The following is a 15,088-nucleotide window of genomic DNA, read 5'->3' on the forward strand; positions in this document are numbered from 1 at the left end:
TTTATGAAGTTTTCAACAAATAAACAAAAAGTATTTTTTAAAACATTTGGGTGTCGAACAAATCTATTTGACACTCAAGTTATGATGAGTAATCTAAAAGATTTTGAAGTAACCCAAGATGAAAAAGAAGCAGATATCGTGGTTATAAACTCATGTACAGTTACAAACAGTGCAGATAGTACAGCAAGAGGATATATAAACTCTTTAAATAGATTAAACAAACCACCAAGAGTAGTTTTCACAGGATGTGGAGTTTGGACAAAAGGTGAAAATCTTTTTAAAGAGGATAAAATAGATTCTTTATTTGGACATAGTCAAAAAGAGCAAATAAATGAACTTCTTCAAAAAGATGAAAGATTTTTTGATGCCGGAGATTTAGAGCATATTGATGATACTATAGTTGAAGAGTTTATAGGTAAGAGTAGGGCTTTTATTAAGATTCAAGAGGGGTGTGATTTTAGATGTTCATATTGTATTATCCCTTATGTAAGAGGTGATGCAAGAAGTTATAAAGAGGAGAAAATCCTAGAACAAATCACAACTTTAGCTTCAAATGGCTTTGGAGAGTTTATTTTAACTGGAACAAATGTGGGAAGTTATGGTAAAAAACAACATACCTCTTTAGCAAAACTACTTAAAAAAATTGCAATGATAAAAGGTGTTAGAAGAATAAGACTTGGTTCTGTTGAGCCTATTCAAATTGATGATGAGTTTAAAGAGATTATCAATGAACCTTTTATGGCAAAACACCTTCATATAGCACTTCAACACACTTCAAAAGAGATGTTGAAAATAATGAACAGAAGAAATAAAGTATTATCAGATCTTGAGCTTTTTGAATTTTTAAGAGAAAATGGTTATGCTTTAGGGACAGATTTTATTGTTGGACACCCAGGAGAAACAGATGAATTGTGGAAAGAAGCAGTTGAAAATCTACATAGATTTCCACTTACGCATGTTCATGCTTTTACTTATTCAAAAAGGGATGGGACTCCAAGTGCAACAATGAAAGGTGAAGTTAGAGGAGATATTGCTAAATCAAGGTATAATGAATTAGTAAGCATAATAGATGAAAAAAACTATAACTTTAGAAAAAACAATACTAAACCTTTAGAAGTGTTAATTGAATCTTATAAAGATGGTGTCTACACTGGACTAGATCAATATTTTAATCAAATTGAGGTTAAAAGTAGTGTTGATTTAGTTGGAGATTGGATATTTTTAGAGGAGTATGAAGCAAAGAGAGATAAAAATGTCGCAGAATTCAAATAATAAACTTGATAAAAACATGAAGCTTATGGGCTTATCGGCAATCGTTTTATTAGTACTATTTTTATATACACTTTATAAGAGTAGTGACCATATTCAAACAAATTCATATTATTTTGGAATAATATTTTTACTTTTTTTACTTGCATTTGCAATATTTGCAAAATATAAACAAAAAAGTTTACAAAAATTTTTAAAAATAAATCCTAAAAATACAAAACAATCTTTTTCTGAGGAATTATCTACAGCACAAGATACAACAGAAGAGACTACTAATTCAAATATCATTGCAGTAAATTCAAATATTACTTTTAAAGATATTGCAGGAATTAGTGAAGTAAAAGGTGAGTTAGAAGAGGTTGTTGAATTTTTAAATGACCCAAGTAAATATTTAAACTATGGAGTTAAACTTCCAAAAGGTGTACTTTTAGTTGGACCTCCAGGAGTTGGTAAAACCCTTATTGCAAGGGCAGTTGCGGGGGAAGCTGATGTTCCATTTTTTTATCAAAGTGGTGCAAGTTTTGTTCAAATCTATGTGGGAATGGGTGCAAAAAAAGTGCGAGAACTTTTTATGAAAGCAAAAGCTTCAGCACCTGCTATTGTATTTATTGATGAGATTGATGCAATTGGTAAAAAAAGAGGTGGCAAAACAAATGATGAAAGGGAATCAACTTTAAATGAACTTTTAACACAAATGGATGGATTTGAAGGTGATTCAGGTGTTATTGTTATTGCTGCTACAAACAAAATAGAAGTTTTAGATGAAGCACTACTTAGAGCTGGAAGATTTGATAGAAGAGTATTTTTAAATCTTCCAAATATTGATGATAGAAAAAAGATTTTACAGTTATATTTGAAAGCTAAACATTATGAGTTTGATTTGGATATTTTAGCTCAGCAAACTTCAGGTTTTAGTTCAGCAGCTTTAGCAACTTTGATAAATGAAGCCTTATTAAATATGATTAAAAGAGATTCAAAAATTCTTCAAGATATTGATATTGAATTAGCTAAAAATAAACTAGAATTTGGGAAAAAAGAGACTCAAATTTTAAATGAAGAACAAAAAGAGATTTTGAGTATTTATCAGGCAAGTAAAGCTTTTATAACAAAATCAAAAGTAAGCCTTTTTGATGAAAAAGTAACTATTGTTGATTCTATTTATCCTTCATATAAAGAACTTCTAGAAAATATAAAAAGGTATCTTTCTGGAACAATTGGTGTTGAAGTTATAAAAAAACAAAAATATGCAGTACGTAAGCAAGATTTACAAAAAGCATATGAACTTGCAAAACAAATTGTAGATGAATACAAAATGGCTAAAGATATTGATAGTTTAATTGAAGATGTAAGTAATTCCTTGCGTTCTGAACTTTCAGAAAACTCCGCTGAGATAATTAGATTAAAAGAGATAATGCTAAAAAATGAGGTTATTGTAGAAGATGATATCTAAATTTTTTTCAGGTTTTTGTTTAGACAATGAAAAAGAGTTATTTAAAGAGTATATTCTTGATAAGGATTTTTGTGTAGCTGGTTTTTCCTATGGAGCTATAAAAGCTTTTGATTATGTGTATTTAAAAAACAAAAGAGTAGACACTTTACAACTATTTTCTCCCGCTTTTTTTCAAACTATGGATAAAAAAACAAAAAGACTACAACTTATGTTTTTTAAAAAAGATAAAAATAGTTATATTAAAAATTTTTTAGAAAATGTAGTTTTTCCCGAAAATACTAATATTAATAAGTATTTAAATGAGGGTAGTGAATCTCAATTAGAAGAATTATTAAACTATGTTTGGGACGAGGAAAAACTTAAAGAGTTAGTAAACAAAGGTATAAAAATAGAAGTTTATTTAGGTGGCAAAGATAAAATTATAGACCATGAAGCTGCAAAAGATTTTTTTAAAGAGTTTGCTACTGTATATTATATTAAAGATAAAGGACATATATTATGAGTGAAAATATAGCTAAAATAGGTATTATAACTGCAAGTGATAGGGCTAGTAAAGGTATTTATGAAGATATTTCTGGAAAAGCTATTGAAGATACTATGAATGATTATTTAAAATCTCCTTGGAAACCAGTTTATAGATGTATTGAAGATGATCAAAAAACTATTGAGAATACAATGATTGATTTAGTTGATAAAGAAGGTTGTTGTTTAGTTGTTACAACAGGTGGTACAGGACCAGCAGCAAGGGATGTTACTCCTGAAGCGACTGAAGCAGTATGTGATAGAATGATGCCAGGTTTTGGTGAACTTATGAGAGCCGAATCTTTAAAATTTGTTCCAACTGCTATTCTTTCAAGACAAACAGCAGGTCTTAGGGGGAGTTCTTTAATTGTAAATCTTCCAGGAAAACCAAAATCTATTAGAGAGTGTTTAGATGCTGTTTTTCCAGCAATTCCTTATTGCATCGATTTAATGGAGGGACCATTTTTAGAATGTAATGAAGAGGTTATAAAACCATTTAGACCAAAGAAAAAGTAAATAAAATCATGTAAATTTGATGTAAATTTGAAAAAAAAGTTTACTTTTATTTACCTTTTTATTTTAATTAGTAAATTTTTTTAATTTTTATATTAATATGACCTTTTATTTAAGCTTTTTTATTTATTATTAAATATTAGAAATTTAAAAGGTCATATATGAAAAAATATTTATTTACAATTATTTTGACATTTGGAGCTTATTTTTTTGCAAGCTTTGCATTTAATACTCAACACTCAATACTTTTAGCGATAATTGTATTTCTTGTTACATTATGGACAAATGAAGCTTTACCTATAGGAGTTGTATCTTTACTTCCTATTGTACTTTTCCCTAGTTTTGATATCTTAAGTACCAATGCTACAACAATAAACTATTCAAAGTCTATCATTTTTCTATTTTTAGGTGGTTTTATAATTGCAATTGCTACACAAAAAACAGAATTACACAAGTATATTTCAAACAAATTATTAACTTTGTTTCCAAATACACCAAGGGGAATACTTTTTTCACTTGCAATCACTTCTGCATTTTTAAGTTCACTTATTTCAAATACTACAACTGCATTGTTGTTAATCCCTATTGCAATGTTTTTAACAGATAATACAAAACTAAAAATGAGACTTGTTTTAGCTATTGCATATGGAGCAAGTATTGGTGGAATTGTTACACCAATTGGTACACCTCCAAATTTGATTTTATTAGGTTTTATGGATCATCATTCCCTTGAAGCTATACCATTTGTAAAATGGATATTTTTAACTGCACCTTTAGCTTTTGTTATGTTATTGATTATCCCTTTATTTTTATCTTTTGGGGTAAATGATATTAAGTTTGATACTGAATTATCACACAAAGAGGATTTAACAACGGATCAAAGAAGATTATTGTATATTTTAGGTTCATTGGTTGTTTTACTTTTAGTTAATTCAAAAATAGAACCTTACTATTCTGGACTTGGGTTAAATGAAAAAGGGATATTATTAAGTTATGGACTATTAATGTTAGTTCCAAAAATAGGGTTTCTTGAATGGGATGATATGAAAAAAATCCCTTATGAAATAATCTTTCTTTTTGGTGCGGGTTTTTCAATTGCAGCAGCATTCTCTTCAACAGGTCTTGCTCAAGAGATAGCAAATTATCTTTTAGAATTGACAAATTTACCAGTACTTGTTTTAATATTACTTGTAGCTTCATTAATCACTTTTACAACAGAGATTACTTCAAATACAGCCTTAATCTCAATTGCTTTACCAATTATATATTCATTAAGTAATGTGACAAATATTGATACTACACTTATCCTTCTCGTTGCAACAATTTGTGCTTCTTATGCTTTTATGTTACCTATTGCAACCCCTCCAAATGCAATTGCAATGAGTAGTGGAGCTGTAAAAGTAAAAGATATGGCAAAGTTTGGAATAGTGTTTAATATTTTAGGTATCCTTTGTGTTACAGCAACTGCTTTATTATATTGGCAGTATGCTCTATAATGGGTCTAAATTCTCTTTATGAATGGAAGAAAATATAAGATTAACATCTTCTTTATTTGTTAATCTTTTTTCTTCTACTTTATTTGTTATTTTTAAAACACAAAAAATAGAAACAAAAACAGTAATTATTAAAAATATTCTCATCAAAATCCTTTTTTGTAAGTATAAAATTAATAAAAGTTTTTGTCTTTTATTTTTGTGTTAAATAGTTTATCAAATCGTGCTATTATTTTTATCAAATTGTGTTTTATGGTATTTTTCTTTATAAAATGTGATATTATTCTTTTTATGAAAAAGAAAGATACTAGAAATGAACACAAACAAAGGATTAATGAAGTTCAATACCATATTTACAAATATTTATTCACAAAACTTACAATTGAAGATTTAGCAAAAATTTCCTCATATTCTGTATATCATTTTCAACGAATATTTAAAGAGATTACTACAAAAAGTGTAGTTACTTACATCAAAGATTTAAGACTTGAATGTGCAGCAAATTTTTTAATTTTTAATCCAAGTTCAACAATTACTGATATAGCTTATAATTGTGGTTTTAAATCTTCTGCAACTTTCAGTAATGAGTTTAAAAAACAATATAATTGTTCACCTACACAATGGAGGGAAACTGAATATAAAAACTATCAATCAAGCAAATGTACTTTAAATGATAGAGAGATAGACTTCTCCCAAATACAAATAAAAAATTTATCTGAAGTAAAAATTGCATATATGAGACATATGGGATTTGATAAAACTATAAAAACAGGGTGGCAAAAGTTTTTATATCTATTAGAAAAGGATTTTGGAATAAGTGATGGAAAGATGATGGCTGTACATCATAGTAATCCAAATATCACATCTTTAGAAGATTATAGATATATTGCTTGTGTAGATTTAGAAGGTAGAAAGATAACTCCAAAAGGTGATATAGGTTTATGCTCAATTTCAGGTGGACTTTTTGCAACAATTCGTTTTCAGGGTGTATGTGAAGATGCTTTAACTTTGTATAAGAAGATGTATTATGAATGGCTTCCTAGCAGTGAATATGAAGCTTTGGAAACTTCTGCTAGTGTATTATATTATAAAAACAATTATCTTGATGAAAAAGATGAATTTGATATGGAGTTTAGAGTTCCTATAAAGTATAAATAGAAGAGTATATCTCTTCTATCTTATACAAAGACTCTTTTATCTTCTTCTTTTTTTATTTCAGGAAAATTATCTAAATAATCTAAATAGCTAATTAAATATTTTCTACTAATTGGATATTTCTCTTTAAAGTTTTTTATATTTATATATCCATCCTCTTTTATAATATTTTTCATCTCACTAATAATATTTGTAAGGCTTTGTGCATGGATAAATATATTATGTTGAAGTCTTACTAGTACTTTCTTTGAACACAAAGATTTCAAAATATCATCACCAGTTTTTCTATCTAAATCCATCTCATCATAAATATTATATGGAGCTGTTGGGGTGATATCTTCTTCTTCAAATCTTTTTAGGATAAATGTTTCAAGAGATTCTTTTATATCTGTTATTATATTTGGATTTTTATAAAGGTTTTTGTCTTTTTTTAAAATCCCATCTTTTTCTAGTTCATCTAAAACTGTTTGAATAAAACTTTCACTTGCCCATTTTAATCTTAAAGAAATGGACTGATTAGAAAGTAGCGCAAATTGATTTTTTTTGTATATATTTAGAATAAACTCTTTTATAATCTCTTTAGTTGTTAAAGGATAGATTACGAGAGCTTTTTCATCAATAAAAATATCATCTATATTTTTTGCATACTCTAAAGCTTTTTCATGGCTTAATGCAAATCTTTGCGCAGAAGAGATAAGCCCTAAACCTTTTTTATGTGCTTTTATCAAAATCTTATAAGCTTCTTGTATATTTTTACTTTTAAGTGCTTCTAAAAGTTCTAACTTTTGGGTTTTTTTCATAGGGTCAACAATAGGATTTAAAACAATTGCACCAGCAATTGTAATATTTCCTTGTCTTATTATTAGTTTTTCATTGTAGATTGAAAATATATCATCCTTTAGTTTTAGCGTTGCAAATCCAGATTCTAGTTCATTTTGATTATTAAATAGTAATACTTTTGCTTCAACTTTTTTTGAACCAATAAATATTGAGTAGTTTGTATTATGTTTTAATTTTTTAGTTTTAAGCGTCTTAAATGAGATATCAATTGTATTAAAACCTCTTAGATACCCTTTTTTTGAGATAATAAAACCTTTTTTAATATCCTCTTTTTTTATTCCAGATAGATTAATTGCAGTTCTGTTTGAGATATTAGAAACTTCAACCTCTTGACCATGAACTTGGAGTTTTTTTATTCTTGCTTCTCTTTTTATATCACAAATAAAAATCTTGTCATTTAAGGATACTGGTTTTCCAAGTGTGGTACCTGTTACAATAGTACCTGCACCTTGTAAAGAAAATATTCTATCTACATAATATCTAAAAAAGTTTTCTTCAATTTTAGTATTTGCATCTAAAGTGAAAAGTTTTTCTTTTAAATTTTCAATAGATTTTTCATCATATATTGACACCGCAGTAGAAAAAAGAAGATTAAAATCAAAACTTTTTATATACTCTTCAATCTCTTGTAGAATATTTTCTAGTTGATCCTTTTCTACTAAATCTTTTTTTGTAACAGTAAGAATAGCATTTTTTACACCTAAAAGATTTAATATCTCTAGATGTTCTATTGTTTGAGGCATTATTTTTTCAGCTGCACTAACAACTATCATTACACAATCAAAACTAAATGCACCAGCAATCATATTTTTTACTAATTTTTCATGTCCAGGAACATCAATAAAGGCAACATTTCTTTTTCCTTTACTCATATTAGAAAAACTTAAATCAATAGTGATACCTCTTTGTTTTTCCTCTTTTGTACTATCCCCTTCAAAACCATTTAATGCTTTTATCAAAGCAGTTTTTCCATGATCAATATGTCCGCAAGTTCCTATAATATAATTACTCATTTATAATCTCTTCAATTTTTAGTTTTATAGTGTTTAATTCATCATCTTGAATTGTTCTTAAGTCTAATAAAAATTTTTCATCTTCAATTCTTCCAATAATATTTTTATTTCTAAAAAGTTTTTCAATTTTATTTGGCTTATAGTTATTTAAATTTATACTTATTGCAATTGATGGGATTTTTTTATTTGGTGTTGTTCCACCACCTATTACTGTTTTTGTTTCTAAAATAGTACAATCACAATATTTATCTATCATTTGTTTTAATTCTTGGGCTTTTTGTTTTAATTCATTTTGTGATTTAAAAAGCATTTTCATAGTAGGAATATTCTCTTTTTGATTTAAAAGCAATGATTTCATACTATCTTCTAATAATGCTAAAGTAAGTTTATCAACTCTTAACATTCTTAAGAGTTGATTCTTTTTTAATTCATCAATATATTTTTTCTTTCCAACAATTATCCCTGCTTGAACTGAACCTAAAAGTTTATCCCCTGAGAAACTTAACAATGAAGGATTATATTTCATATAATCTAATACAGAAGGTTCTTTATCTTGTAATCCATATGGTAAATCAACTATGTGACCACTTCCCATATCATAATAATCTATTAGTTCATTTTCATTTGCAATTTCAATAATCTTTTTAAACTCTACTTCTTTACTAAAGCCTTCGATAGTATAGTTGGATTTATGAACTTTCATTAGTATTGAAGTGTTTTCATTGATTGCATTTAGGTAATCTTCTTCATGGGTTTTATTTGTAGTTCCAATCTCTTTTAAAATAGCTCCACTGCTATTCATAACATCAGGTATTCTAAAACTACCACCAATCTCTACAAGTTCACCACGACTTACAACAACTTCCATATTCTTAGCAAAGGTATTTAAAATCAAAAAAACTGCACTTGCATTGTTATTTACTATAAGAACATCTTCACATCCTAAAAGTTTTTTTACAACTTTTGATATGTGAGCATATCTTTCCCCTCTTTTCCCATCTTTTAAATCATATTCTAAATTGTTATATGACGTAGCTATAGCTTTAACTCTATCAAAAGCATCTTTGTCTATTAAGCTTCTACCTAAATTTGTATGGATTATTACTCCTGTAGCATTTATAACTTTTTTTAGAGAAGAAGAGGTGATGTTTTTATATTCATTTTTTACTTCTTTAATCAATTCTTCTTCATTAAATGAGTCTATGTTTTCATTTAAAATATCTTTTCTTAGTTTTTGTATGACATCTTTTGAAATAGAAGTTATAAGAGTTTTTGAGTAATCTTCAAATGCTTTATTTGAAACAAATTTATCTATTTTTGGAATAGACTTAAGTAAAATCATTTTTACCCTTTCAGAGTTTTTTAATATTTTTATTGTAGAATTTCATTTTAATTGGAGGGCATGTGACCCTGGTGGGCACCGCAGGCTTCAACCCTGATCGGCGGTTTTGATGACAAACACCGCGGTAGGTTCAATTCCTACGCCTTCTCGCCAATTAATAAACTATAAGAGGTGTAACTCCTCTAGGTATAACTTCCCCAATAATAGTAGCATAACCAAAAGTTAATTCTTCAACTTTTTTAATATACTCTTTAGCATCATTTTTATCCATAGCAATTAACAGTCCACCTGAAGTTTGTGCATCACAATAGATTTGATAACATTTAGAAGTAGGGCACATAATAGTTGTTTTATCCTCTAGATATTTCATATTTCTTTTTGTTCCTCCTGGAACAACCCCTTGTTCAGCAAACTCTTGTGCATCTTTAATAACTGGAACTATTCCACAATGTATTGCAAAAGAGGTTAAATCTGATGTTGATTCAAGGGCATGACCTAAAAGACCAAAACCTGTAATATCTGTACAAGAACTTACATCATATTCTCTTAATATTTTTGATGGAAGATAATTTAAAGACTCCATTATTTTTATTGCTTCATTTTTCGTTGATTCACTAATTAAGTCTCTTTTAATAGCTGTAGTTAATATACCCATACCTAAAGGTTTTGTTAAAACTAAAACATGTCCAATCTTTGCTGCATTGTTTCTATAAATTTTATCAGGATGTATCATCCCTGAAACAGAAAGACCATAAAACATCTCAGGAGCTTCAATTGTATGTCCACCCATAAGTAATCCACCACACTCTTTTATTTTTTCGTTTCCACCTCTTAATATCTCTCCTAAAGCTTCTTTCTCATGGTTTTTTCTATCAAAACCTACAATATTTAGTGCAGTTTTTACTTCTGCACCCATTGCAAATATATCAGAAAGAGAGTTTGCAGCAGCAATTTTCCCATAAATATATGGGTCATCAACTACAGGTGTAATAAAATCTAGTGTTTGAACTAATGCTTCTTCATCATTTAGTTTATAAACACAAGCATCATCACTTGTATCAAATCCAACAAGAACTCTGTCATCGCATGGTACTAAGTTGCTAATAGTTTGTTTTAGATCACCCGGACCTAATTTAGCAGCTCAACCAGCAGCTTGAACAAATTTTGTTAGTTTATATTCATCATTATTCATAATTATCCTAATTTATGGAGGAGTACAATTGTAAGATTAGTAAGTCTAGACTTTTATGTACACCTATACCATAGGTTCATCTTTATAAAATTTTACATTTAAATTAGTTAAATAGAGATTAACTTTAATAGTAAGTTTTTGTTTACTTTTTAATAAATTTAAAAAATAATTGAAGGCATGAAATAATTAAATTAAATATTAATATTTTAAATATAGCTAATTAGGCATGAGTTTATAGCAAAATTGCTTAAATGGAATAATGGTAAATAATATTTTACTATTTAAGTATGCTATTATTTATAATTTATTATAGTAGTAAAAATAATAAAGCATAACCTAAGGATTAGGTTGGACATTTTCATATGCATGAAATTTATGACTATATATGCTTCAAAAACAAATTGGAGTAATTTATGGAAAGAAGAAACTTTCTTAAAAGTTCAGCACTACTTTCAACTACAGTGCTAATTAACCCTAGTTTTGCATTTGCAAAAACTGAAAAAAATCCTTTTGGAATAAAAGATGGATTTAGAAAATTCACAATCAAAAATAATTATAAACTTGAAGCAAGTAATGAAGTGACTCAACTTTGGGTTCCAATTCCATTAACATCTAAATATCAAGAATTAGTCGATATAAAATTTGATGGGAATTATGAAAAAGCAGAAATTGTTAAAAATCCTTATGATACAAAAGTTCTTTATGTTAACTGGGTAAAAAGTGATAAAGAAAGAGTATTAAATGTTACTTTTGATGTTATTACAAATCAGAAAAGTCTTGATTTATCAAAAGCTGATAACAAAGAAACATATAGTGAAGAAGTAAAAGTATATTTAGAGCCAACTAAGCATATTCCTGTTACAGAAAAAATTACTGCTTTAGCAAATAATATTACAAAAGATGCTAAAACACCATTAGAGAAAGCACAAGCAATTTATGATTGGACAGTAACTACAATGTATAGAGATAATAGTGTTGTAGGTTGTGGACTTGGAGATGCAGGTAAAGCAATTGAAGAAAAAATCTATGGTGGGAAATGTACAGATATTAGTTCTGTATTTGTTGCACTTTTAAGAAATGCAAATATTCCAGCAAGGGAAGTATTTGGTATTAGAGCAGGTAAATCTAAAATCTCAAAAGTTTGTGGAAAAGCAGATGAAAACGGATTTGCAAAAATTACTGGTGGTCAACATTGTAGAGCAGAATTCTTTATTAGTGGTTTAGGTTGGGTTCCAGCTGATCCAGCAGATGTTACAAAAGTAAGGTTGGGTGAAAAATTAACAAATGAGTCTGAAAAAACTATCCAGACTAAAAAATTTATGTTTGGATCATGGGAAATGAATTGGGTTGCTTTTAATTATGCTAGAGATTTTGTATTAAATCCTAAACCAACACAATATCCTTTAAATATGTTAGGATATCCTTATGCTGAAATTGGTGAAGATGTACAAAACTATTATGATGCAAAATCGTTTGCATATAGTTATACTTCACAAGAAAATATATGAAAAATGTCATAATGCCGATAATTGGTGCACTTATTACTGCACTATTATCAACTTTATGTTGTTTACCAGCATTTTTATTTTTATTCTTTGGTGTATCAGGTGGTATTTTAACCTATTTTACTACTTTAGAATATACAAGAATTCCTTTAGCTATATTATCAATAGCTTTTTTTCTTTGGGGAATAAAAAATCTTAATAAAAAAGTTATATGTAAATCTCCTAGAAAAAAATTAACAATCAATGTGTTGATTTTTTCGGTTATTTTAATTTTACTTTTTGTATTGCTTTTTTATCCAGAATTAATATCTTATGTAATGGATTAATTATGAAAATTTGTTTTTTAATACTACTTATTTCACTTTCTGTATATGCATCAAAAGTTTCAATTATAAAAGTTGAGGGTATGCATTGTCCACTTTGTACTACAGCTGTTAAAAAAGCTATAAAGACTTTAGATGGGATTGAGAAGGTTTCAATAAGACTTAATACAAAAAAAGTAAAAGTAATTTATAAAGATAATGTTCTACTTAATGACATTTTAGCTACAATAAAAACTACATCTTATGAGGGTGTTGAAATCTCTACAGAAAAACTTATATTAAAATAAAAAATTAACTTATATTTAATTCCAATAAATGGAAAATAATTTTTTACTTTTAAACATTCTTTTACATTAATTCTTATAGAATATTAAAATTATTTATTAAAATTATAATTTAAACAAATGATAATTTTTCAAGGAGAAAATATGTATGAAATATGGCGAAAGCTTTTTGGTAATCTTAAAGTTTTTAAAAAAATGTTATTGGTATCAATTGTATCACTAATCTCGATGGTTATATTAACACTTATCCTTTTATTAGGACAAGAAAAAATGATGGTCAAAGAGAAAAAGACTCAGTTAATTAATGTAATTGATTTATCCTATAGTTTTGTAGAAAAAGAGTATAAAAAGTTTAAAGCTGGTCAAATTACAGAAGATGAAGCAAAAAATAATGTTATAGAAGCTTATAAAAATTTTAGGTATCAAGGTAATAATTATATTTGGATAAATGATAATAATATAGATTCAGTAAAAATGGTTATGCATCCAATGACTCCAAGTAGAGATGGCAAAATTATGGATGCAAAAGTTTATAATGTTGCTACAGCAATCGATTTTGGGAAAGATTCAAAAAGAAGTAAAAAGTTAGCAAATACTAATATGTTTAAAGCTTTTGTAGAGGCAACTCAAGAAAACGGTTCAGGTTTTGTTCATTATTCAAGAGTTGATGAAAAAACAAAAAAATTACAGAAAAAGCTTTCTTATGTAAAAGAGTTCGCTCCTTGGGGATGGGTTTTTGGTTCTGGAATCTATATTGATGATATAGAAGAAGAGTTTATGAATTCTGCACAAAAAGCAGGCTTGATTGTATTAATCATTCTTGGTATTTTGTCTTTTATTTTCAGTATGATTACAAAAGAGATTGTATTAAAAGTGAAATTTATAAATGAAGGTTTAGAAAACTTTTTTGCATATTTAAATAGAGAAACAAATGATGTAGAGACTAAACAAATCACTTGTAGAGATGAGTTTGGTTTTATGTCAGATTTAATTAATTCAAATATTGAAAAAGCTAAAAAAGGTATTCAAGAAGATAGAGAATTGATTGATGAAACAATTAATGTTTTAGGAGAGTTTGAACAGGGTGATTTATGTCAAAGATTACATATGAATGTTTCAAATCCAGCAATGATGCAATTAAAAAATGTTTTAAATAAAATGGCTGAAAATTTAGAACATAATATAGATAATGTTTTAAATGTATTGGAAAAATATTCTAATTTTAACTATTTAGATAAAGTAAATACAACTGGTATAAAAGAGGATTTATTAAAGTTGGCAAATGGTGTAAATAGCCTTGGTGATTCAATTACAACTATGCTTGTTGAAAATAAATCAAATGGTATTACTTTACATAATAGTTCAACAATGCTTTTAGATAATGTTGGAAAATTAAATAATAGTGCAAATGAAGCTGCAGCTTCACTAGAAGAAACAGCAGCTGCATTAGAGCAAATGACAGGAAATATTAGAAATAATACACAAAATATAGCTAAGATGGCAGAAATCTCAAATAATGTTACAAAATCTGCTAATAGTGGTGAAAAATTAGCAAATGATACAGTTGCATCTATGGAAGATATTGATACTCAAGTTACATCTATTAATGAAGCTATTGGTGTAATTGATCAAATCGCTTTCCAAACAAATATATTATCACTTAATGCAGCTGTTGAAGCTGCAACTGCAGGTGAAGCTGGAAAAGGGTTTTCAGTAGTTGCACAAGAAGTAAGAAATCTTGCTACTAGAAGTGCTGAAGCTGCTAAAGAGATTAAAGGTATGGTTGAAAATGCAACTAAAAAAGCAGATGAAGGTAAAGAGATAGCAACAAATATGATTAATGGTTATAAAATGTTAAATGAAGATATTGTACAAACTATTGAACTTATATCTGATGTGGAGATGTCTAGTAAAGAACAGTTATCAGGTATTGAACAAATAAATGATGCTGTGGCAGAACTTGATCAACAAACACAACAAAATGCAGAGATTGCCTCTGAAACAAATGATATTGCAATATCAACTGATTCTATTGCAAAAATAATTGTAAAAAATGCAGATGAAAAAGAGTTTAAAGGTAAAGATAGTGTTAAAGCAAAAAATATTAATAAAACTTCAGAAGAATCTGTAAAAAAAGAAAAAGTACTTAAATCAACTCATAGCGATGAGTGGGAAAGTTTTTAAACA

General features: G+C 27.6%; 14 protein-coding genes and 1 tRNA gene. 11 read left to right on the top strand and 4 right to left on the bottom strand.

Annotated elements, in window-relative coordinates; all coding sequences use genetic code 11:
- Positions 1–3 precede the first annotated feature (3 nt).
- The 5 genes from mtaB (at position 4) to ACKU4C_RS05735 (ending at position 5,250) form a co-directional block, all read left to right on the top strand.
- Entirely contained in the window at positions 4–1,272 is a 1,269-nt protein-coding gene (gene mtaB, locus ACKU4C_RS05715) for a tRNA (N(6)-L-threonylcarbamoyladenosine(37)-C(2))-methylthiotransferase MtaB (RefSeq protein WP_321315201.1), read from the top strand.
- Complete coding sequence (locus ACKU4C_RS05720) at positions 1,232–2,719, top strand: AAA family ATPase (protein WP_321315203.1); 1,488 nt, start codon at positions 1,232–1,234, stop codon at positions 2,717–2,719. Before mtaB ends, ACKU4C_RS05720 begins: the two co-directional genes overlap by 41 nt.
- Entirely contained in the window at positions 2,709–3,221 is a 513-nt protein-coding gene (gene bioV / locus ACKU4C_RS05725) for a pimelyl-ACP methyl ester esterase BioV (RefSeq protein WP_321315204.1), read from the top strand. Before ACKU4C_RS05720 ends, bioV begins: the two co-directional genes overlap by 11 nt.
- Positions 3,218–3,757 (top strand): molybdopterin adenylyltransferase, encoded by a 540-nt coding sequence (mog, locus tag ACKU4C_RS05730; protein WP_321315206.1) that lies wholly within the window; start codon positions 3,218–3,220, stop codon positions 3,755–3,757. The genes bioV and mog overlap by 4 nt, the downstream gene beginning before the upstream one ends.
- A 158-nt stretch (positions 3,758–3,915) precedes the next feature.
- Positions 3,916–5,250, top strand: coding sequence for an SLC13 family permease (locus ACKU4C_RS05735; protein ID WP_321315208.1), 1,335 nt, complete (start codon positions 3,916–3,918; stop codon positions 5,248–5,250).
- Here the strand turns inward: ACKU4C_RS05735 and ACKU4C_RS05740 are convergent.
- The gene (locus ACKU4C_RS05740) at positions 5,245–5,394 is read right to left on the bottom strand and encodes a hypothetical protein (protein WP_321315210.1); all 150 of its coding nucleotides are present in this window, start codon (positions 5,392–5,394) and stop codon (positions 5,245–5,247) included. The genes ACKU4C_RS05735 and ACKU4C_RS05740 overlap by 6 nt on opposite strands.
- 144 nt (positions 5,395–5,538) lie before the next feature.
- Here ACKU4C_RS05740 and ACKU4C_RS05745 point away from each other — a divergent pair, with 144 nt between their 5' ends.
- Complete coding sequence (locus ACKU4C_RS05745; RefSeq protein ID WP_321315211.1) at positions 5,539–6,405, top strand: GyrI-like domain-containing protein; 867 nt, start codon at positions 5,539–5,541, stop codon at positions 6,403–6,405.
- 20 nt (positions 6,406–6,425) lie between these two features.
- Here the strand turns inward: ACKU4C_RS05745 and selB are convergent, their stop codons facing one another.
- Together selB and selA are read right to left on the bottom strand one after the other, a co-directional pair.
- Positions 6,426–8,255: a selenocysteine-specific translation elongation factor gene (selB, locus tag ACKU4C_RS05750; RefSeq protein ID WP_321315213.1), complete on the bottom strand. Its 1,830-nt coding sequence runs from the start codon at positions 8,253–8,255 to the stop codon at positions 6,426–6,428.
- Positions 8,248–9,597 (bottom strand): L-seryl-tRNA(Sec) selenium transferase, encoded by a 1,350-nt coding sequence (selA, locus tag ACKU4C_RS05755; protein ID WP_321315214.1) that lies wholly within the window; start codon positions 9,595–9,597, stop codon positions 8,248–8,250. Before selA ends, selB begins: the two co-directional genes overlap by 8 nt.
- A gap of 53 nt (positions 9,598–9,650) precedes the next feature.
- Here selA and ACKU4C_RS05760 point away from each other — a divergent pair.
- Positions 9,651–9,750, top strand: a tRNA-Sec gene (locus ACKU4C_RS05760).
- Position 9,751: 1 nt separating this feature from the next.
- Here the strand turns inward: ACKU4C_RS05760 and selD are convergent.
- Positions 9,752–10,789, bottom strand: a complete 1,038-nt coding sequence (gene selD / locus ACKU4C_RS05765; protein ID WP_321315216.1) for a selenide, water dikinase SelD — start codon at positions 10,787–10,789, stop codon at positions 9,752–9,754.
- A gap of 413 nt (positions 10,790–11,202) precedes the next feature.
- On the opposite strand from selD, the gene ACKU4C_RS05770 reads away from it, so the two are divergent.
- From ACKU4C_RS05770 to ACKU4C_RS05785, 4 genes are all read left to right on the top strand, one after another.
- Complete coding sequence (locus ACKU4C_RS05770; protein WP_321315218.1) at positions 11,203–12,297, top strand: transglutaminase family protein; 1,095 nt, start codon at positions 11,203–11,205, stop codon at positions 12,295–12,297.
- Positions 12,294–12,620 (top strand): hypothetical protein, encoded by a 327-nt coding sequence (locus ACKU4C_RS05775; protein ID WP_321315220.1) that lies wholly within the window; start codon positions 12,294–12,296, stop codon positions 12,618–12,620. The genes ACKU4C_RS05770 and ACKU4C_RS05775 overlap by 4 nt, the downstream gene beginning before the upstream one ends.
- 2 nt (positions 12,621–12,622) lie before the next feature.
- Positions 12,623–12,904: a heavy metal-associated domain-containing protein gene (locus ACKU4C_RS05780; RefSeq protein WP_321315223.1), complete on the top strand. Its 282-nt coding sequence runs from the start codon at positions 12,623–12,625 to the stop codon at positions 12,902–12,904.
- Positions 12,905–13,045: 141 nt separating this feature from the next.
- Entirely contained in the window at positions 13,046–15,085 is a 2,040-nt protein-coding gene (locus ACKU4C_RS05785) for a methyl-accepting chemotaxis protein (RefSeq protein WP_321315225.1), read from the top strand.
- The last annotated feature ends 3 nt before the right edge of the window (positions 15,086–15,088 follow it).

Origin of the sequence: Halarcobacter sp. (genome assembly GCF_963676935.1) — a bacterium.
Classification (GTDB): domain Bacteria; phylum Campylobacterota; class Campylobacteria; order Campylobacterales; family Arcobacteraceae; genus Halarcobacter.